Here is a 17,484-nt window from a genome sequence, read left to right as displayed (position 1 = left end):
CCGGTAGCTGCTTCGCAAGCAAGCATAAGCCGCAAACATAAGCGTCCATCAATATAAGCCGCCATCCGGGAGAAACCAGCGCCAATGAGCACCGCCATCACATCCGCCAATCTCGAGCTTGAGACCCTGCTGTTCGAACGGGACAGCGAAAGCGACGGGGCCGTGGCGATTGTCACGATCAACCGCCCGGAAGCAGCCAATGCCCTCAATGACGTTATGTGCCGCGACCTGCTCAAGGTGGCAATCGCCTGCGACGAGGATCCGTCGATCCGCACGGTGCTGCTGACCGCGAAGGGCGACAAGCTGTTCTGTGCCGGTGGTGACCTCACGGTTTTCGCCAAGGCCGGACCGGCAGCCGGTGCGATGATCAAGGAGATGGTCACCTTTCTGCATGGTGCCATCAGCCGCTTTGCCCGGATGCGCCCGATCCTGATTACTGCGGTCAATGGCAATGCCGGTGGTGCCGGGGTCAGCCTGACCGCCATGGCCGATCTCGCCATCGCCTCGGACAATGCCAGTTTTACCATGGCCTATACCAAGGTCGGCCTGACCCCGGACGGCAGCTCGACCTATTTCCTCGCCCGTGCGGTCGGCCTCCGCCGTGCCTATGATCTGGCCCTGACCAACCGCACGCTGAGCGCTGCCGAGGCCGAGGATTGGGGACTGGTCAACCGGGTTGTCCCGGCAGATCAGTTGCACGCCGCCGCACTCAAAATGGCCCGCGACATAGCCGCCGGACCGGCACAGGCCTTCTCGGTCACCAAACAGCTCCTACTCGACAGCAGCGTAACCTCGCTGGAAACCCAGATGGAGCATGAGGCACGGGGCATCGCCGCCGCCATCGGCGGGGCCGAGGCACAGGAAGGTATTCGCGCCTTTCTGGAAAAACGGGCACCCGACTATCGCAAGGCTTGAGCAGAATCTGCGCTCCTACGGGTTGTATCGCGCCATTTGATTGACATATAGGGGTTATTCAATCGCGCTGATATGTGCAGCCACAACGGCTGATAGAGGCCGCAACAATAATCGCCGGGAAGTTCGTTATTCATGCGTGGAACCCTGTCCAGTCTGGCCCTTGCCAGCGCCCTGTTTGTGACCGTCCTGTCCGTAACCGGCTGTGCCGTCTATCCGTCCGAGCGGGCACCAACCGCCTATGATATCCGTGGCGGTCAGCCGGTGCCTGATGGTGCCGTTGCCACCCTGCCGCCCGGTTCCGCACCGCAATCGACCTACCAGCCGACCTATCAGCCCTATCCGGGACCACAGGCGGCACCCCCTGCGGCCAACCCCGCCTATCCGCCGGTCTATCAGCACGAGCCGGCTCCGGCCCCCGGCTACAGCTCGAATTATCCGCCACCGAACTATGCCAATGAGCCGGTACCCGGTGCCTATCCGAGTTCCGCCATCGCCTGCGGTATCACTGGCGGCGACTTCCTGTTCTTCGGTAACAAGAACCGCAAATACCAGCCGGTCAGCTTTGCCGTCATGCCGGGCGAAACCCAGATGGTGCAGGTGGTGCAGGATGACAGCGCGCGGCGCGACCGCATCTATGTTCAGGGTGACCTGAGCGGCGTCGGTGTCCGCATTACCCGCAACCAGCCATCGGCACCGGGCAGTGGTCTTTCGACCTATGGTGCCTCCGGTGCCTTTGTCAGCAGCGAGCCGCAACTGGTGCGCGGCGTCAGCCAGCCGCTCAACATCAATGACATGTTCCGGGGTGCCACGATCAACTGCGGCTTCCGCTCACCACCCGGCGTCCTCCCCGGCCGCCGCTATCGCGGGTACTGATCGGCACATTGCGTGAGATTCCCTGACGCGCAAGCATCCCGGACTAGCGGCAAGGCCCGCAATTCGCTATAGACGCTGGCTCACCTGTTTCTCTTTGCCAACCGTTCTGTTGCCACCATGTCCGACGCCGCCACTACCGACCGCTATAACGCCGCCGAAACCGAAGCCAAGTGGCAGAGCCGCTGGGATCAGGAGAAGTCCTTCGAGGCCTCGATCGAGCCGGGCAAAAAGAAAGCGTATGTGCTGGAAATGCTGCCCTATCCGTCGGGCAAGCTGCATATGGGCCATGTGCGCAACTACACCCTCGGCGACGTACTGGCGCGCTATCGCAAGGCGCAGGGTTTCAACGTGCTGCACCCGATGGGCTGGGACGCCTTCGGCCTGCCAGCGGAGAATGCGGCGATCCAGAACAATGCCGATCCGGCGGAGTGGACCTACCGCAATATCGACACCATGCGCGCCCAGTTGAAAACCATGGGCCTGTCGATCGACTGGACCAAGGAGGTCGCGACCTGCCATCCCGGCTATTACCGGCATGAACAGAAGATGTTCCTCGATTTCGTGCGTGAAGGCCTTGCCTACCGCAAGGAAAGCTGGGTCAACTGGGACCCGGTCGACCATACGGTTCTGGCCAATGAGCAGGTCATCGACGGCAAGGGCTGGCGTACCGGCGCAGCGGTCGAGCGCAAGAAACTGACCCAGTGGTTCCTCAAGATCACAGAGTACAATCAGGAACTGCTCGACGCCATCGAGCAGCTGGACCGCTGGCCCGAGCGTGTGCGCCTGATGCAGACCAACTGGATTGGCCGCTCCGAAGGCATGGAACTCGATTTCGAGATCGAGGGCCGCGACGACACCTTGCGCATCTATACCACCCGCCACGACACCCTGTTCGGTGCCAGCTTCATGGGCATTTCCGCTTATCACCCGCTGGCCACCGAGCTTGCCGCCAACAGCCCCGAGCTGCAGGCCTTCATCAAGGAATGTGAGGGTCTCGGCACCTCGGAAGAGGCGATCGAGAAGGCGGAGAAGAAGGGCTTCGATACCGGGCTGAAGGCCAGGCACCCGCTGACCGGCGCTCTGCTGCCGATCTATGTCGCCAACTTCATCCTGATGGATTACGGCACCGGCGCCATCTTCGGCTGTCCGGCCCATGACCAGCGCGACCTCGATTTTGCCCGCAAATACGACCTGCCGGTTACCCCGGTGGTCTGCCCGAGCGATGTGCTGGCTGAAGACTTCACCATCGGCGACGAGGCCTATACCGGTCCCGGCCGCCTGATCAATTCCGGCTTCCTCGACGGCATGAGCATCGAGGACGGCAAGCGCCATATGGCCGAACGCCTCGAGGGCGCGAAGACCGGCGAGCGCAAGGTACAGTTCCGCCTGCGCGACTGGGGCGTCAGCCGCCAGCGCTACTGGGGTTGCCCGATCCCGATCATCCATTGCGAGAAATGCGGCGCGGTGCCGGTGCCGGAAGACCAGCTGCCGGTCACCCTGCCCGACGACCCGGATTTCAGCCAGCCCGGCAACCCGCTCGAGCGGCACCCGACCTGGAAGAACACCACCTGCCCGACCTGTGGCGGTGCGGCGCAGAAGGAAACCGACACCCTCGATACCTTCTTCGAGAGCTCATGGTACTTCCTGCGCTATTGCGATCCGCGCAACGAGGCCGAGCCGATCTCGAAAGAAGCAGCCGAATACTGGATGCCGGTCGATCAGTATATCGGCGGTGTCGAGCACGCGGTCCTGCACCTGCTCTATTCCCGTTTCTTCACCCGCGCCCTGCGCCAGTGCGGCTATCCGCTGCCCGAGGCGGCGAACGAGCCGTTTGCCGGTCTGTTCACCCAAGGCATGATCGGTCACGAGACCTTCAAGGACGGCGACGGCAACTGGCTGTACCCGGAAGAGGTGATGAAGAACGATGCCGGCCAGTGGGTCACCATCGATGGCGGCAAGCCGGTCACCCATGGCCGGGTCGAGAAGATGTCGAAGTCAAAGCGCAACACGGTCGATCCCGAACGGATCATCAAGACCTATGGTGCCGACGCCGCCCGCCTGTTCATCCTCTCCGACAGCCCGCCGGACCGTGACATGGAATGGACCGACAGCGGCATCGAGGGGGCATGGAAATATGTCAACCGCCTCTGGCGTCTGGTCACCGCCCCGGCCATGGCCGCCCATAGCGGCACTGCCTGGCCAGCGATGGGTGTTGACGGTGAATCCGCCAATCCGCGCAATTTCAGCACCGAGGCCATGAAGCTGCGCCAGATGGTGCACAAGACCATCGCGCAGGTGAGCGAGGATATCGACGCCTTTGCCTTCAACCGCTCGGTTGCCCGTATCCGCGAACTGTCCAACGCCATCGCCGCCTTCGATCAGGAAGCCGCGGCCAAGCATCTGGACGAGAGCGTCGACGGTACCGAGGGCGTCAGCAATATGCTGGTGCTGCGGGAAGCGCTGGAAATCCTGATCCGCCTCGTCAACCCGATGATGCCGCATATCACCGAGGAACTCTGGCAACAGCTCGGTCACCCGACCATGCTCGCCGATATGGACTGGCCGGTCGCCGATCCCGAACTGCTGGTCGAGGACACGGTCACCCTGCCGGTTCAGGTCAACGGCAAACTCCGCGCCACCCTCGACGTGCCAAAAGACGCAACCAAAGAAGCCCTCGAAGCCGCCGCCCTCGCCAACGAAAACATCCAACGCGCCATTGACGGCAAGACCATTCGCAAGGTTATCGTCGTGCCGGGTCGTGTGGTGAATTTGGTGGTTGGTTAGATTCAAGATTCTCCATGAGCGATCTAAGACTATTGATCGCAACATCTTCGGCCAGCCTATGAGTTACTTCTAATGCACGCTCAATTAATGGTGCTGGAACAGATTTTTGCCACTCCTTTACAGTTCCATCAGAATTTTTTCTTTTTTTCTTTTCAAAAATATCTCTGTATATATTTGGTGCTATTCCGTAAAATTCTTCAAAATTTACTTTTTCATCTTCTTTTTCTTTATCCAATGTGATTGAATCTGAATGCAAAGATATTGCAAAACTTTTTGGATATGGCTCTATATAAACAACACGCCTTATTCCTGATGCAACAATATGTTTTGCACAAATATGACAAGGAAATGTAGTGCAATATAAAGAAGATTCACTAATTGAAACGCCCTTGCTAGCAGCTTCAGTTATTGCATTCATTTCAGCGTGGACAACACGACCAAATTCAATTGTATCCATTATTTGAGATTTAGATATACCATTTTCACTTTCATCAGATAAAATATCATCAATCAATTTCTTGATATCTTTTAATTGATATTTTCGAGCCAACATACTTGAATTTCTTAATCTTAATACTAAATCAGCAACCATTTCTCGTTGCCTTATAACATTTGGATCATCACCCTTAAACATGTCTCTTGCATCATTTTGATCACCTTCCCAATAATTTCCACCACCAGCTTTTGGCACTTCATTGCAACCAAGCGAAAGTATTCTATGACTTGAATCAAATATTGCAGCTCCGACCTGTCTTGATACATCAATTGATTTTAAAGCTGAAGACTTAGCCATATACATTCCATATTCATCTTTTGTAGGAGAAATGTAGTTATTGCCAAAAAATGCCTTGAAAAATCTTTCAATTTGCATTTCAGTGATGGCCTTATCTTTAACATTTATAAAGAAATCACTTAATGGAAAAGCATCTTCTAATCTTTGTCCAAATTTTACATCACGCTCAATACTATCTCTCAACATTAATTGTATTATTCTAGTCTCGAGTTCAGAAATATTTATTTGCCCTTCTTGACTTGACTTTTCTAATTTTGAAAGTTTTTCATGACATATTTTTTCGGGTGCATTACATGCAAAAAGCAAAAAGTTTTTACCATAAACCCGTCTAAAATAAGAAACCTCATCTGGATGCTTGATTTGTCGTATAATATATGCATTTCTAGGAATTTCTGGGATATATTTATCTTTCCTTGAGTTTATTAAACTTAAATTAATTTGATCTTCTTTGGCTTTTTTAGCAAATATTTTACTTCTTATATTAGATATCCTTGCTATAGCCAACCTTGCAAGTATATCATTCCCGTAATCACGCCTCAATTCATTTGCATAACTCATTTTTGATTCATAAGAGTCGATGAATGGATGACTTATTACTTTTTGTTTATTTATAGATTCCATTAGATTGGTTATTTTAATATAATTAGTATTATAACTCATTATTAATAAAGTTTTTTCTATGGCATCTTTAACGATATCCAAATCCACACCAATCGGTGCGATCAAGCCTATTATTAGCTCATGCTGTTCCACGGAATTATTGACCCCCGAATCTATATGCGACACACTGTTTCCCCATTGTTTAAAAACAATGGTCATAAGCAAGAATTGCTCTCTATGATCATGTTTAAAAACAGAAATGTCAAAGGGACACGGAGGCTCTTATGAGCGAATCGACATCACAGAGTTGGCTTCAGAAAGAAATCATAAGAGCGTCAAAATCAATTGATCTTATGTCACCGTATTACAAAGCTGCAGGCGTTGACCTAGGCGCTAGAAGCGATACGCTAACTAGGCATACTAATACGAAAACAGAACAAAGAAAATAGTCATACACCAGACTTCTGCAGGCCCGATGCAGCATCTGATCCTGCGGCATGAGGACGGCTATGGCGCCGTGTTTGAAGGCGGTGATGTCGAGAGCAAGCCACGCCTGTACAAGGACATGACCGTTGCCCTCGAGCGCACATTGGCGCGTCCCGAGCTGAACCATCTGGCGGCCATGACCGACCAGATCAATGCCAATCTGGCGAGTGAGAAATTCGACCGCCGCGTTCCCGCCCATGCCTATCCCGCACCACGGATGATGCAGTGACCGGATAGGCCGGGCAACTTGTCAGCCCGTCATGCCGAAGCGGCGGGGTGGTGGTTCGGCTTTTGGGGCCGGTGGGGTCCAGCTTTCGGTGGCGGCCTCGAACTGGCGCTTTTGCATGGCATAGAAGACCGGCTCCTTGCCCGGCAGCTGGTCGCGGACGATACGGTCCTCGGGCAGCAGCATCCAGCCGCTATGGCCCTGCCATTCCTTTGGCGCGGGCAGGAAACCGCTCTCACCCGCCTTGACTGCCATCACCGGTGGCCCGGCATAGGTCGCCACATGGCCGGAGACGAGCTTGCCGCGCTCCATATAGGTCTGGGGCTTTTCGCCATCGAGCTTCCAGCGCTTCTTCTCGATCTCGTCACTGACGCGGAAGGTGCGGCCACCGGCATTGGTGATGACCAGATCGCCGGCATCGGCGGTCTCACCGTTGATTTTCTCCCCCGCATCGGCCTCACGGGCAAAACCGGGCTTGAATGTGACGGCCTCGCCCTGATTGCGGAAGTCGTACCAGGCGGGATCGAGGTTGTTATAGATCGGATTAGTCGGCATGACGGACATGCTCCCTTTCTCTGCTGTCTTCTCTGTTGTCGTGCGAATTTCACGGGTTTCGCATCTGTCGATGCCCTACCCCACGCCCGTTCGATGAAAGCGGCAAGGGGGAGCAGCGCCGATGATCCACAGACAGCACCGGCCATTTTTATGTTTTATCGCCCAAGGATCGGCGACACTGGCGCGTCATATCACCATCTGAACGCATTGAAGGACCGCATATCCATGACAACCGCACGACGTATTGCCACAACCGTCATGATGCTCGCCCTTGCCTGTCTGGACCTTAGCTATCTGGCCCTGCCGATACAGCAGGCCGAGGCACGCACCGACATGTGTTCGGACATCCATGGCCCTGATCCGGCAACCCGACCAGTGCCGGGCTGGACAAGCTGTCGGCAGGACAGCGACTGCGTCATGGCCGATGACGGCATCTGCGGCGTCCCCACCGCCGTCAATACCGCCTCGGCACGAACCCATGCCCGCTATGTCCAGTGCATGAACCCGGTGATTGACTGCGAGGTACTGGATCGGCCCCCCGGTCCCTACACCGCACGCTGTGTCGCGGGTCAGTGTCAGGCCATTGCCATCCCCGGTGAGGGGTCAGATGAGGAGCAGGTGCGATGAACAATGGCCGACAGCCCACCTGCCTTGATATCCGCCTGTTCCTCATTCTGTTTTTACTGTCACTGGCGTCACTACCCTCGGCGGCACGGGCACAAGTGATTGATTACAAGGTCTGTGAGAAACCTGAGAACCGGCTTACCGATCATGATCTGGATCACTGGCACAGCTGCCGCGTTGACAGTGATTGCGCCCAAACCTATGGCATCTGCGGCTTTCCCAAGGCGATCAACCATGCGCATCTGGAAGATCAGGGGGTTCGCAATAGCTGTCTCGGCCCGCTTATCAGTTGTGTAATACCGCCTGCCGAATTTGAGCCAACTGTTGCGAAATGCGTAGAGCGTCGCTGCGTTTTGCAGCTATTGGAGCTGCCGGCTTCTACTCAACCGCCTACTCAACCGGGCGGCCAAAAATCACGATGACCGCGCCGAGGATGGCGAGCAGAAGGAACCCCGCCGCCAGCAGTTTGTGGCCACGCTTGTCGGCATGCCAGGCGGTTGCCGCCGCGATCAGTGACTGCACGGCATAATAGGCGGCAAAGGCGCGCGAGGCGTAGCTGATGATCTCGAACAGGTCGACCGTCCATGTGAGCAGCAGGCCGATACCACAGAGCAGGGCATAGGCGGGCTGCGGCTTGATCCGGTTGCGAGTCAGCTCAGCCACCAGCCCGCCGGAACCGCTGGTATCGGCGACGGCGGCGCTGAACTGGGCGCTGAGGGCGGCCGCGACGAGCAGGCCGGGCAGGATCGGTGCCACCACCGCCATCATGTCGATGATGGCGGTTTCGGTCATCTCGATCTCCGACGGCTCGAACACATAGGCCATGAAGACGATATAGGCCATGTAGATGCCGGTTGAGAGCCACTGCGCCAGATGCATCGAACGGATGCGGGTGCGGGCGTCATACTCTTCTTTCAGATAGCGCGAAGTCTCGAACCCCTGCACCGTCACGATCAGGCCGAAGCCGAGCGTGATCGCACCCCACCAGCCATCGACCGTCGGCGTGGCGTGCACCAGCTCACCGGCCTGCACATGGTCATAGAAATAGACACCGAGGCCAACCAGCAGCCCGGCAATAATCGCCAGCTTGATCCCGACGGAAATCTGCTCCATCCGCTCCAGCGCCTTGAAGCCCTTGGTCAGGCCAACCCCGAGGATCACGACAAATACCGCCGAGGTGACGCATTCGGCGTAAAACTTCTGATCAAACGGGGTGAGACTGACGGCAAACTCGCCAAACAGGTTCAGGTAATAGGCAACGGAAATCACATAGGCGAAGGAGAGGGTCCATGAGGCGGCAGTCTCCAGATGCACCTCGAGCCCCGGTCGCCTGTCCTCACCCGAGGCTGCCTTGATCGCGGCGATATTGTATCGGATCGCCCCGCCGAACAGATAGGCACAGAGGCACAGCGCGGCCATGACCAGCGGCGCATAACCGCCGTAATGCTCGCTCAGGATCGGTCCCAGAATCAGAAAACCGCTGCCGATGATTGAGGCCAGCGGCGTGGTCGTCGCCCGCCACAGGGTGGCATTGGCAATACGCGGCAGCAGCAGGATGACGGCCACCACAATGGTCGCGACAAGAATAGAAATGCTCAGCATGGGGGAATATCGGCAATCGCAATAATCAGAAGACCGGACATACGCCTATTCGGCCCTCAGTAAAATTGCCAGTTTTGCCGCAAGGGATCAGTGTTGCTGTTCGCGGTCGCGCAAACGCAGATCCATACGGGTTTTCGCCCACCACAGGCTCGGTGCAACATAGACCAGTACATGGGTTGGGTATTCGCCATTATCGGACAATGGCAGCATCAACCTGTTGTAACTGAATGGCACAAAGCGATTGAATATCAACCGTCGTTGCTCAAGCACCGGTTTGGCGCTGCTGATAGTCTGGCTGTAACTGAACAGGGCATCCTGCGCTTGCTCATCAGGCAAAACATCTGCCACGAGCTGGCCGGTGGGATTGGCATCAAACATACGTTCAACCCATTCACCGATAAACAGATAGCGAAAGTCTATCAGCTCAGGCTCTGCCTTGGCGACAATCGCGTAGTCGCTAAATTCTCCCAAGCCTTCAGGGTAGAAGCTCGAGAAGGGTACGCAACGTTGTTGCGATTGCTCGGCAGCAAATCGCTCCAATGCCGGGGTAATAATTCTATCGTAGGTCGGCCGCATAACGGAGACGAATATTATCAGGTGTACAGACCGGTCAGAATGGCCATAACCAGAACGGCCACAATAAGGCCAATAAATGTGCCAAATAGGATACGCCGCTGGGTTGTATTGCGGACATTCTCCGCTGCCCGGGCATCATCTGTCTTTTTTACTTCTGGCCGATTTGTCAGGTCGATATTGTTTACACTTTGAGCCATTGGAGCATCCCCTTTCTGTCTTTGCTCTCAAGCAAAACGCGTGGACCCCCATATCAGTTCCATTTTTTGGCCATATTTTTGGCGACATCAGCCAAATGGCCATAAAACGGCAAGACTTTCCAAGACAGCGCTGGTGTTTGACGTCCAATCTGCAGACACTGTTTCACACGTCACCATTAACAGGGCCATATCAACAGGGGGCCACAAATGTCACGTCTTCTCCGCACCGGTTTTCTGAGCCTCGCCATTTTACTCGGCGCCACTATCACCGGTCTGCCGGTCAGCGCTCATGCCCAGCAGGTACAAAGCCACGCGACCATTATCGCCACGCAGCAGCCCGGCCTCGATCAGGATGCGACCCGTGCGGCGATTGACTGGTGGGGTGCCATGCTGGCCCGTGACGTGCTGGCGCTGGCCCGGGTGTCCGGTGACCCGATATATATGCGCGGCAAATCCCTGAATCTCGAGGAAGTGCTGGAGCGGTTCGAAGCGCCCTGCTGCTCGACCACCGAGGCCGAGTGGCCGATTGCCATTGTCAGCGCCAATGTCATGCCGGCTATCGATCCGGTGTCGGGTGCGGTCGCCACCATCGATAACATGCCGCCGGGACTGCTGCCCCTGCCCGAGGACCGGATTGTGCAACTGACCATGGCCGAGAAAAAACCCGATGGCACGGTCAAAAGCCGCCAGCAGAGCATCCGCCATTACGCCCAGCATATACAGGCAGGCGATTACCGGATCATTGCTCTGACCCAGTAGAAAACATAAGTCAGATTATCAGCGCAGGGTTATCGACCCGGTTTGCGTATATGCTGTTGTTAAGCATGCAACTGTATTTCAAGGGGGCTACCTTGCCGATACGCAAATCCTTTTATCTGGCGGCGTTTCTGACCGCGACTGTTTCCATACTCACCTTTGCCGAACCTGCCGGGGCGCAGGTCTTCACCCGCGACCCACAAGCCGGTGGCTTTGGTGGCGGTCAGGCGGGGGGCCAAGCGGGAGGCCAGCGCGGCATGCCCGATCCGTCCAAGATCATGCGACTGGATCGTGATGGCGATGGCGCCCTGTCACTCGAAGAAGTGCCCGAACGCATGCGTGAACGTTTCGACATGATTGATGGCGATGGTGACGGCCTGATCAAAGAGGCCGAACTTCAGAGCTTTTTCGACCGTATTAAGCAGCTGCGTGAGCAGGGCGGAGGACAGGGCGGGTTCGGTCAGGGGGGCGGGTTTGGCAAACGTCCAGGCAACGTGACACCGCAATCAGCGCCGGCACCAAATGGTTCAGAGTCAGATGCCGGTGCAACCGCGAAACCCTATGTCCCGTCCTTCTTCAGCCGTTTCAGCACCGAGCAATATGAAGGATCGGTCAAGGATATAGACTATACTGATGGCGTGGCCCCGGATGATGAACGCCGCAAGCTGGATATCTACCCCACCACCCATGCAAACGGTGCGGCACCGGTGATGGTAATGATCCATGGCGGCGGCTGGCAGATCGGGCGCAAGGACACCAATGATCTGCTGAAGAACAAGGTGCCGTATTTCGACCGTGAGGGCTGGGTGTTCACCAGCATCAATTACCGGCTGGTGCCCAACGCCACCCCGGCGGAACAGGCCCATGATGTGGCAACCGCGCTGGTCTGGCTGCGTGATCACATTGCCGAACATGGCGGCGACCCGGCGCAGATCCATATCATGGGGCATTCAGCAGGTGCGCATCTGGCCGCCCTCACCGCCATCGACCCGCAATATCTGCATGCGGTCGGGGCCGATACCGGCCTGATCCGCAGCGTCACCCTGCTCGATGGGGCCGGGTACAACCTGCTTGAGCACCAGCCGACCAATTTCATCATTCGCAAGATGTATAACGACGCCTTTGGCGAGGAGCTGGAGGCCCGCATCCCGGTCTCACCGATCCACCAGATCAAAGCCGGGGCCAGCATCCCGCCATTTCTGATTACCTATGTGGAGCGCACCCGCTCCCCCGAGGCCTCGGAAGAGCTGGCAACCGCCCTGCGCGAGGCCGGGTTCAGCGCCGAGACCTATCAGGCACCCGAGGGCTATGATCATGGCTCGATCAACGGCGATTTCGGTGCCACTGATGATCCGGTCAGCAAGCGGGTCATGGAATTCCTCAATCAGGCGAAAAGCTCCTGATCTCTATCCCGCAAGCCCGCTTGCCGGATCATGTACCGGTTGCTGAATTTACTGGTGAATTGGCGGCTGGCCGTTGGAGGCCGAAACGCCACCATCGACCGGCAGGTTCACGCCATTGACGAAACCGGCCTCATCACTCGCCAGAAAGTTGATCACCCGGGCAATATCAATCGGCTGTGCCGGTTTACCGAGCGGCATCCGTTCGGCGAATTTCGCCAGCACTTCCTTGTCATCGGCAAGACCGGCAGTCATTTCGGTAATGGTCAGGCTCGGATTGACCGCATTGACCCGGATACCGTCGCGGCCAAGCTCCAGCGCCAGTGCGCGGGTAAAGTTGGTGACAGCGCCTTTCGAGGCGTTATAGGCCGCCAGACCCCAATCACCGCCAATGCCTGAAACCGACGAGACATTGACGATATTGCCCTTCACCTTGCGCAGATACGGCAGGGCGGCCTGTATCATATGGAAAACGCCGGTGACATTGATGTCGATGGTCTTGTTCCAGTCCTCGATGCTGAAATCATCAAATTTTCCCATCTCGGCAACACCGGCATTATTAACCAGTACATTGATACCGCCGAAGCGATGCACCGCGGCATCGACCAGCTTCTCAACCGCAGCCCGATCACTGACATCGGTTGCATGCACCAGCACGTGACTGGCGTCGAGATCGGCGGCGACCTCATCCAGCTTTTCCTTTCTGCGGCCGACGAGGACGACATTGCCACCACGCTCGGCGAAGAGTTTTGCGGTGGCGGCACCGATACCGCTGCCGGCACCGGTTACGATGATGGTCTGATTGGTAAAATCATATGCCATGATTAAGCACCCTGTTTTCTGTCTGATATGAAGAGATCGGGAGAACACCCGTATGCCTCACAGATTGGATCGACAGCGCCGCTTGCCAATCAATGATTTGTGACAACACCTGTGCAGCGGTGGAAACAATTCCGGTGCCGATGGCTGATTGCTTGCCTAATCCCAACGGGCGGATTATGAGTGCGGGTATGGTTAAGCATCTGCACATACTGGCCGTTATGGCCATGATCACCCTGACAACCGCCTGCGGTTTTCAGCCGGTCTACGGGAATATCGGCGGCGACCGCGCCGTTACCACACGCGCACAATTCGCCAAGGTCCGTATTCCACCGATTGCCGAGCGTGAAGGACAGATGCTGCGCAACCGTCTGATCGACCAGATCTATGTGGATGGCGCGCCGCGCGACCCGGCATATGATTTGCGGGTCGGCCTGCGGTTTCGTGAGGGTGCCATCGATATCGACCGCGATGACAGTGTCACGCGCACCCAGCTCAATGTGACGGCTCAGGCCATCCTCGCCGACCGCACCACCAACAAGACGCTGTGGACCGCCGACAGCCGCGCCATCGTCACCTATAACGTGCTCGACAGCCCGTTCGCGACCGTTCAGTCGGAACGCGCGGCACGGGAACAGGCAATGCAACAGCTTGCCGATGATCTGGTTGTGCGCCTCGGCGCGTTCTTTGCCACCGAAGGCCAGAAACTCAGCGCTTCCGCTGACTGACGGGAAGGCGGCACCGGTGAAGGTCAAACCACAGGAAGCCGACAGATTTGCCAAGGCACCGCCGGACGGCATGCTGGCGATCCTGATCTATGGTCCCGATCCCGGTCTGGTGCATGAGCGGATGCTCAATGTTACCCGCGCCTGGCTCGGTGACGGCATGGCAGATGACCCGTTTTCCCTCGTCGACCTCGCGGTTGAGGATGTGTCGAAAGACCATGCCCGGCTCGCCGATGACGCCAATGCCATGACCCTGATGGGTGGCCGCCGGGTGATCCGCCTGCGCGATGCCGACGAGAAGACGCTGAAGGCGGTTACCCAGCTGCTTGATGATGCCGACCCCGGCAAGACCGATAACCGCGTGGTTATCACCGCCGGTGACCTGACCCCGCGCTCGGGCCTGCGCAAGCTATTTGAGGCTGCCAAGACCGGTGCCGCCCTCGCCTGTTACGTCGAGGATGAACGGCAGCTCGGCCAGATCATCAATGCCCGCTTCACCGAGGCCGGCAAGCGTGCGAGCCGCGATCTGATCGATACCCTCGCTGCCCGGCTGGTCGGTGACCGCGCCCTGATGAGCCGCGAGATCGACAAGCTGCTGATCTATATGGGCGATGATGAGAGCCTGACCCCAACCCATATTGCCGAAACCATCGGTGATGAGGCCGATCTGTCCCTCGATGATGCAGTGATGGCAGCAATGCGCGGTGACATTCCGGCCACCGATAGGGCGCTGCAACGGCTCTGGGCACAGGATATGTCACCGGTGGCGGTCTTGCGGGCGTTGCAGCGGCACCTGCTCAAGCTGCACACCATGGCCTGCGAGGTCGAGGGTGGCAAAAACCCGAAATCGGTACTCGACAGCGCCAGACCACCGATCTTTTTCAAGCTGAAAAACGCCTATGTGGCGCAACTGCGCAGCTGGTCGGTGAGCCGGATCAATCAGGCCATGGAACGGGCGCTGGAAGCAGAGGGCCAGTGCAAGGAAACCGGTATGCCGGACAAGGCCCTGACCGACCGCAGCTTCTGGTTCACAGCACAGCTCGCCAAACGCCGCGGTCGGTAGGAATTATTGCTATCAGGCGGTCGGGTCGGTTACTTGCCGCGCGCTGTCGGCACCCATGGCCAGCGGGTCCTTGGCCGTAGCGGCGGTTTCTGCCACCACAGCATCCGGCGGCGCAACCAGTTCAACCCGGAGCACGGCTTCGTCAGTATAGCTGACCACCCGCACCAGCGAACCCTTCTCCATCGCCTCATCGGCGCTGACATGCCAGAGCGTATCGCCGACAAAGGTCTTGCCGGAACCGTGACGGATCGGATCGGTGAGGGTCAGGGTCTTGCCGACCATATCCCGTGCCCGGCTGTTGAACTCGCTCTCGGTTTCGGTCTTCGGCTGTTTGCGCTGATGCAGCCACCAGAAGCCCATGAACACCGTGGTCAGCACGGCAAAAGCGGCAATCTGCAATGGCCAGCCGAGCGCCGGCAGCGCCAGCGTCACCAGACCGACCACAAAGGCCGCCATACCGAACCAGAACAGGATAAAGCCCGGTACGATCATTTCCGCGGCGGCCAGCAGCAAACCTGCTGCCAGCCAGTAGATATAGGAAATGGTCACCATTTCGTTCTCACCCATGGATATGTCCCTCCTGCTGTCGGATCACCAAAGCCTGTGTGCGACGGATCATCAGAACCGGGCCCACGGGCCTTCCGCCTCACCGACGCTGCTCGGTTTTTGCTGGCGTTCGGCAATCCGATTGGCAATCGAATTCATGAGATCATTGCCGGTCGCCAATGGCAACCCGGCGGTGCCGACCGTTGACGGCGCTGATGGCTGTGATTTCGTGCCACCGCTCGAGCCACGCGGTGATGGCTTAGGCTTTTTTGGCGTCCCGCCACCACCTCCACTTGGCCCGGAACCATTGCCATCACGGTTGAAGCTCTGACCGACCAGCTCGGCAATACCGGCCAGTGCACCGATCGGTGCCGTCGCCTCAATCGGCAGGATGAGGGTTTTCTGGTTCGGGGAGGTCGCCATGGCTTGCAGCGCCTCGGTATATTTCTGCGCCACGAAGTAGTTGAGCGCCTGAATATCGCCCTGTGCCACGGCCTCGGAGACCACCTGGGTCGCCTTCGCCTCGGCCAGTGCCAGACGCTCGCGCGCCTCGGCCTGCAGCTTGGCGGCTTCCAGCTCACCCTGCGCCCGCAAGACGGTTGACTGGCGATCACCCTCGGCCTCAAGGATCACGGCACGGCGATCCCGCTCGGCCTTCAGCTGACGGGCCATTGAGTTCACCAGATCCGTCGGCGGCTCGATGTCGAGCACCTCGATCCGGGTGACCTTGACGCCCCATGGCGTCGTGGCTTCGTCAACTGCCTTGAGCAGCATGTTATTGATGTCCTCGCGGCGGGACAGCAGATCATCGAGGTCCATGGAGCCCATCACGGTACGCAGGTTGGTCATGGACAGGTTGAGCAAGGCGCGCTGCAGATTGGCCACCTCATAGGTGGATTTCGGCGCATTGAAAATCTGATAGAAAACAACGCCATCGGAGGTGATCCGCGCGTTGTCCTTGGTAATCACTTCCTGCGATGGCACGTCGAGGACAGTCTCCATCATGGAGACGCGCGCACGCACCCGATCGACAAAGGGAATGATGAACGCCAGACCCGGCTTCAGGCTCTGGTGATATTTACCGAGACGCTCGACGACAAAATTGTAGCCCTCGGGCACGGTCTTGACCCCGAGAATGGCAAAGATAATGACCAGTACGAATAACGAGAGCGCGACAATACCGATTTCCATGCGCTTCAAACTCCCCCAATAGTTACGTTGTTAACAAGATATATATGGTGACAGCCGATAATCCCTGCACGGGAAATCGGTATACAGGATGGTCGATTTTTCTATTCAGCAGCGGTAACCGCTTGATTTAATGGAGAATACAGCCGCTGCGGCGGGACGTGCAGGCGACAGCCATCGCCCAGTGAAATGCGGCCCTCACGCTCGACCCAGGCGGTGATGCCCCGGCGACCGAGAGCGGCTTTCGGGAACAGCTTGCCCTTGCCCGGATAGGTCTGATCGATCACCTCACCGGGAAACCGGCAGGGACCGTTTTCCATATCAACCACCAGCGAGGTGCCGTCATCGAAAATCAGCCGCGATGAGGGCGGCAACTGGCTCAGCAGCGGAATGCCGGACAGCACCAGATTGGCCCCGATCCATGACGGATCGACCGGCCCGTCCAGTTCCATCGCCGTACCGATCTCGACGAGCTCCTGATCCGAGATGATGGTGATCTGGCGGGTATTGCGGATTTCGGTGCCACGCGGATACTGCGCCTTGACCCGGCTGCAGGACGGACGGGTAAGGCCGCCATGGGCTTCACCCTCAAACCCGCCATAGGTGACCGTGACACTGTCCTGACCGGTCGAGGTCAGATCGGTGTCCCGGTCGGCATTGACCAGAATGGCCGCCACCGCGCCATAGATATCTGTAGGAGAAAGAATGGGCATGGTGTCTGCGGCTCCCTGTTCTTGTTGTTCCGGGCCTGTTGTC

At 57.4% G+C, this 17,484-nt stretch carries 18 protein-coding genes; 9 read left to right on the top strand and 9 right to left on the bottom strand.

The genetic code is table 11. The annotated features are described in order from the left end of the window. Positions 1-84 precede the first annotated feature (84 nt). The 3 genes from CBB62_01855 (at position 85) to CBB62_01845 (ending at position 4,572) form a co-directional block, all read left to right on the top strand. Entirely contained in the window at positions 85-915 is an 831-nt protein-coding gene (locus tag CBB62_01855) for a hypothetical protein (protein OUT41131.1), read from the top strand. A gap of 132 nt (positions 916-1,047) precedes the next feature. Then, positions 1,048-1,788 (top strand): hypothetical protein, encoded by a 741-nt coding sequence (locus CBB62_01850; protein OUT41130.1) that lies wholly within the window; start codon positions 1,048-1,050, stop codon positions 1,786-1,788. A 117-nt stretch (positions 1,789-1,905) separates the two neighbouring features. Next, entirely contained in the window at positions 1,906-4,572 is a 2,667-nt protein-coding gene (locus CBB62_01845; GenBank protein ID OUT41129.1) for a leucine--tRNA ligase, read from the top strand. Here CBB62_01845 and CBB62_01840 read toward each other — a convergent pair. Further along, on the bottom strand, positions 4,529-6,184 hold the full coding sequence (locus tag CBB62_01840; GenBank protein ID OUT41128.1) for a hypothetical protein: 1,656 nt from the start codon (positions 6,182-6,184) through the stop codon (positions 4,529-4,531). The genes CBB62_01845 and CBB62_01840 overlap by 44 nt on opposite strands. A gap of 256 nt (positions 6,185-6,440) precedes the next feature. On the opposite strand from CBB62_01840, the gene CBB62_01835 reads away from it, so the two are divergent. Further along, positions 6,441-6,680 carry a hypothetical protein gene (locus tag CBB62_01835; GenBank protein ID OUT41127.1) on the top strand — a complete coding sequence of 80 codons (240 nt, stop codon included), beginning with the start codon at positions 6,441-6,443 and terminating at the stop codon, positions 6,678-6,680. A 21-nt stretch (positions 6,681-6,701) separates the two neighbouring features. On the opposite strand, the gene CBB62_01830 is transcribed toward CBB62_01835, so the two are convergent. Then, a complete protein-coding gene (locus CBB62_01830) occupies positions 6,702-7,241 on the bottom strand; it encodes a hypothetical protein (GenBank protein OUT41126.1) in 540 nt (179 codons plus the stop codon). Between the two features lie 141 nt (positions 7,242-7,382). Here CBB62_01830 and CBB62_01825 point away from each other — a divergent pair, with 141 nt between their 5' ends. After that, on the top strand, positions 7,383-7,859 hold the full coding sequence (locus CBB62_01825; protein OUT41125.1) for a hypothetical protein: 477 nt from the start codon (positions 7,383-7,385) through the stop codon (positions 7,857-7,859). 387 nt (positions 7,860-8,246) lie between these two features. On the opposite strand, the gene CBB62_01820 is transcribed toward CBB62_01825, so the two are convergent. The 3 genes from CBB62_01820 to CBB62_01810 all read right to left on the bottom strand — a co-directional run bounded on the left by CBB62_01820 (position 8,247) and on the right by CBB62_01810 (position 10,231). Continuing rightward, positions 8,247-9,458, bottom strand: a complete 1,212-nt coding sequence (locus tag CBB62_01820) for a hypothetical protein (GenBank protein OUT41124.1) — start codon at positions 9,456-9,458, stop codon at positions 8,247-8,249. A gap of 87 nt (positions 9,459-9,545) precedes the next feature. Beyond that, complete coding sequence (locus CBB62_01815; protein ID OUT41123.1) at positions 9,546-9,929, bottom strand: hypothetical protein; 384 nt, start codon at positions 9,927-9,929, stop codon at positions 9,546-9,548. Between the two features lie 122 nt (positions 9,930-10,051). Beyond that, positions 10,052-10,231, bottom strand: coding sequence for a hypothetical protein (locus CBB62_01810; protein ID OUT41122.1), 180 nt, complete (start codon positions 10,229-10,231; stop codon positions 10,052-10,054). Positions 10,232-10,438: 207 nt separating this feature from the next. On the opposite strand from CBB62_01810, the gene CBB62_01805 reads away from it, so the two are divergent. Then, positions 10,439-10,990, top strand: a complete 552-nt coding sequence (locus CBB62_01805) for a hypothetical protein (protein ID OUT41121.1) — start codon at positions 10,439-10,441, stop codon at positions 10,988-10,990. A 50-nt stretch (positions 10,991-11,040) separates the two neighbouring features. Next, positions 11,041-12,390, top strand: coding sequence for a hypothetical protein (locus tag CBB62_01800; protein OUT41120.1), 1,350 nt, complete (start codon positions 11,041-11,043; stop codon positions 12,388-12,390). 48 nt (positions 12,391-12,438) lie between these two features. Here the strand turns inward: CBB62_01800 and CBB62_01795 are convergent, their stop codons facing one another. Further along, on the bottom strand, positions 12,439-13,209 hold the full coding sequence (locus tag CBB62_01795) for a 3-oxoacyl-ACP reductase (GenBank protein OUT41119.1): 771 nt from the start codon (positions 13,207-13,209) through the stop codon (positions 12,439-12,441). A 92-nt stretch (positions 13,210-13,301) separates the two neighbouring features. On the opposite strand from CBB62_01795, the gene CBB62_01790 reads away from it, so the two are divergent. Beyond that, positions 13,302-13,934 carry a hypothetical protein gene (locus tag CBB62_01790; protein ID OUT41118.1) on the top strand — a complete coding sequence of 211 codons (633 nt, stop codon included), beginning with the start codon at positions 13,302-13,304 and terminating at the stop codon, positions 13,932-13,934. Further along, the gene (locus CBB62_01785; protein OUT41117.1) at positions 13,864-14,994 is read left to right on the top strand and encodes a DNA polymerase III subunit delta; all 1,131 of its coding nucleotides are present in this window, start codon (positions 13,864-13,866) and stop codon (positions 14,992-14,994) included. Before CBB62_01790 ends, CBB62_01785 begins: the two co-directional genes overlap by 71 nt. A gap of 12 nt (positions 14,995-15,006) precedes the next feature. On the opposite strand, the gene CBB62_01780 is transcribed toward CBB62_01785, so the two are convergent. The 3 genes from CBB62_01780 to CBB62_01770 form a co-directional block, all read right to left on the bottom strand. Further along, a complete protein-coding gene (locus CBB62_01780; protein OUT41116.1) occupies positions 15,007-15,561 on the bottom strand; it encodes a hypothetical protein in 555 nt (184 codons plus the stop codon). Between the two features lie 51 nt (positions 15,562-15,612). After that, on the bottom strand, positions 15,613-16,731 hold the full coding sequence (locus tag CBB62_01775) for a hypothetical protein (protein ID OUT41115.1): 1,119 nt from the start codon (positions 16,729-16,731) through the stop codon (positions 15,613-15,615). A 101-nt stretch (positions 16,732-16,832) separates the two neighbouring features. After that, positions 16,833-17,441 (bottom strand): sulfurase, encoded by a 609-nt coding sequence (locus CBB62_01770; protein OUT41114.1) that lies wholly within the window; start codon positions 17,439-17,441, stop codon positions 16,833-16,835. Positions 17,442-17,484 lie beyond the last annotated feature (43 nt).

The sequence above is a fragment of the Micavibrio sp. TMED2 genome (assembly GCA_002168225.1).
GTDB lineage: Bacteria > Pseudomonadota > Alphaproteobacteria > TMED2 > TMED2 > TMED2.
This window is presented reverse-complemented; position numbering and strand designations above follow the sequence as displayed.

Bases quoted from the DNA above. Each gene is read 5' to 3' on its own strand.
- CBB62_01855 (OUT41131.1), top strand. From the start codon at position 85: ATGAGCACCGCCATCACATCCGCCAATCTCGAGCTTGAGACCCTGCTG.
- CBB62_01850 (OUT41130.1), top strand. From the start codon at position 1,048: ATGCGTGGAACCCTGTCCAGTCTGGCCCTTGCCAGCGCCCTGTTTGTG.
- CBB62_01845 (OUT41129.1), top strand. From the start codon at position 1,906: ATGTCCGACGCCGCCACTACCGACCGCTATAACGCCGCCGAAACCGAA.
- CBB62_01840 (OUT41128.1), bottom strand. From the start codon at position 6,184: ATGACCATTGTTTTTAAACAATGGGGAAACAGTGTGTCGCATATAGAT.
- CBB62_01835 (OUT41127.1), top strand. From the start codon at position 6,441: ATGCAGCATCTGATCCTGCGGCATGAGGACGGCTATGGCGCCGTGTTT.
- CBB62_01830 (OUT41126.1), bottom strand. From the start codon at position 7,241: ATGTCCGTCATGCCGACTAATCCGATCTATAACAACCTCGATCCCGCC.
- CBB62_01825 (OUT41125.1), top strand. From the start codon at position 7,383: ATGTTTTATCGCCCAAGGATCGGCGACACTGGCGCGTCATATCACCAT.
- CBB62_01820 (OUT41124.1), bottom strand. From the start codon at position 9,458: ATGCTGAGCATTTCTATTCTTGTCGCGACCATTGTGGTGGCCGTCATC.
- CBB62_01810 (OUT41122.1), bottom strand. From the start codon at position 10,231: ATGGCTCAAAGTGTAAACAATATCGACCTGACAAATCGGCCAGAAGTA.
- CBB62_01805 (OUT41121.1), top strand. From the start codon at position 10,439: ATGTCACGTCTTCTCCGCACCGGTTTTCTGAGCCTCGCCATTTTACTC.
- CBB62_01800 (OUT41120.1), top strand. From the start codon at position 11,041: ATGCTGTTGTTAAGCATGCAACTGTATTTCAAGGGGGCTACCTTGCCG.
- CBB62_01795 (OUT41119.1), bottom strand. From the start codon at position 13,209: ATGGCATATGATTTTACCAATCAGACCATCATCGTAACCGGTGCCGGC.
- CBB62_01790 (OUT41118.1), top strand. From the start codon at position 13,302: ATGATTTGTGACAACACCTGTGCAGCGGTGGAAACAATTCCGGTGCCG.
- CBB62_01785 (OUT41117.1), top strand. From the start codon at position 13,864: ATGATCTGGTTGTGCGCCTCGGCGCGTTCTTTGCCACCGAAGGCCAGA.
- CBB62_01780 (OUT41116.1), bottom strand. From the start codon at position 15,561: ATGGGTGAGAACGAAATGGTGACCATTTCCTATATCTACTGGCTGGCA.
- CBB62_01775 (OUT41115.1), bottom strand. From the start codon at position 16,731: ATGGAAATCGGTATTGTCGCGCTCTCGTTATTCGTACTGGTCATTATC.
- CBB62_01770 (OUT41114.1), bottom strand. From the start codon at position 17,441: ATGCCCATTCTTTCTCCTACAGATATCTATGGCGCGGTGGCGGCCATT.